The following is a 1,700-nucleotide window of genomic DNA, read 5'->3' on the forward strand; positions in this document are numbered from 1 at the left end:
GTACGGAGTTACAAAGGAACGAGGTAGATGAAGAGGTCTGGAAAGGCCCGCCATAGGAGGTAACAGCCCTGTAGTCAAAACTTCGTTCTCTCCTGAGTGGATCCTGAGTACGGCGGAACACGTGAAATTCCGTCGGAATCCGGGAGGACCATCTCCCAAGGCTAAATACTCCCTAGTGACCGATAGTGAACCAGTACCGTGAGGGAAAGGTGAAAAGCACCCCGGAAGGGGAGTGAAAGAGATCCTGAAACCGTGTGCCTACAAGTAGTCAGAGCCCGTTAACGGGTGATGGCGTGCCTTTTGTAGAATGAACCGGCGAGTTACGATCCCGTGCAAGGTTAAGCAGAAGATGCGGAGCCGCAGCGAAAGCGAGTCTGAATAGGGCGAATTGAGTACGTGGTCGTAGACCCGAAACCAGGTGATCTACCCATGTCCAGGGTGAAGTTCAGGTAACACTGAATGGAGGCCCGAACCCACGCACGTTGAAAAGTGCGGGGATGAGGTGTGGGTAGGGGTGAAATGCCAATCGAACCTGGAGATAGCTGGTTCTCTCCGAAATAGCTTTAGGGCTAGCCTCAAGGTAAGAGTCTCGGAGGTAGAGCACTGATTGGACTAGGGGCCCCTACCGGGTTACCGAATTCAGTCAAACTCCGAATGCCAATGACTTATCCTTGGGAGTCAGACTGCGAGTGATAAGATCCGTAGTCGAAAGGGAAACAGCCCAGACCGCCAGCTAAGGTCCCAAAGTATACGTTAAGTGGAAAAGGATGTGGAGTTGCTTAGACAACCAGGATGTTGGCTTAGAAGCAGCCACCATTTAAAGAGTGCGTAATAGCTCACTGGTCGAGTGACTCTGCGCCGAAAATGTACCGGGGCTAAACGTATCACCGAAGCTGCGGACTGTTCTTCGAACAGTGGTAGGAGAGCGTTCTAAGGGCTGTGAAGCCAGACCGGAAGGACTGGTGGAGCGCTTAGAAGTGAGAATGCCGGTATGAGTAGCGAAAGAGGGGTGAGAATCCCCTCCACCGAATGCCTAAGGTTTCCTGAGGAAGGCTCGTCCGCTCAGGGTTAGTCGGGACCTAAGCCGAGGCCGAAAGGCGTAGGCGATGGACAACAGGTTGATATTCCTGTACCACCTCCTCACCATTTGAGCAATGGGGGGACGCAGGAGGATAGGGTAAGCGCGGTATTGGATATCCGCGTCCAAGCAGTTAGGCTGGGAAATAGGCAAATCCGTTTCCCATAAGGCTGAGCTGTGATGGCGAGCGAAATATAGTAGCGAAGTTCCTGATTCCACACTGCCAAGAAAAGCCTCTAGCGAGGTGAGAGGTGCCCGTACCGCAAACCGACACAGGTAGGCGAGGAGAGAATCCTAAGGTGAGCGAGAGAACTCTCGTTAAGGAACTCGGCAAAATGACCCCGTAACTTCGGGAGAAGGGGTGCTCTGTTAGGGTGCAAGCCCGAGAGAGCCGCAGTGAATAGGCCCAGGCGACTGTTTAGCAAAAACACAGGTCTCTGCGAAGCCGTAAGGCGAAGTATAGGGGCTGACGCCTGCCCGGTGCTGGAAGGTTAAGAGGAGAGGTTAGCGTAAGCGAAGGTGTGAATTGAAGCCCCAGTAAACGGCGGCCGTAACTATAACGGTCCTAAGGTAGCGAAATTCCTTGTCGGGTAAGTTCTGACCCGCACGAAAGGCGCAACGA

General features: G+C 53.4%; 1 rRNA gene. It reads left to right on the forward strand.

Going from position 1 to position 1,700, the window contains the following annotated elements:
• Window positions 1–1,700, forward strand: a 23S ribosomal RNA gene (locus ACFVBH_RS40025); the annotation flags it as partial.

This window comes from Nocardia sp. NPDC057668 (genome assembly GCF_042799795.1).
Lineage (GTDB): Bacteria > Actinomycetota > Actinomycetes > Mycobacteriales > Mycobacteriaceae > Nocardia.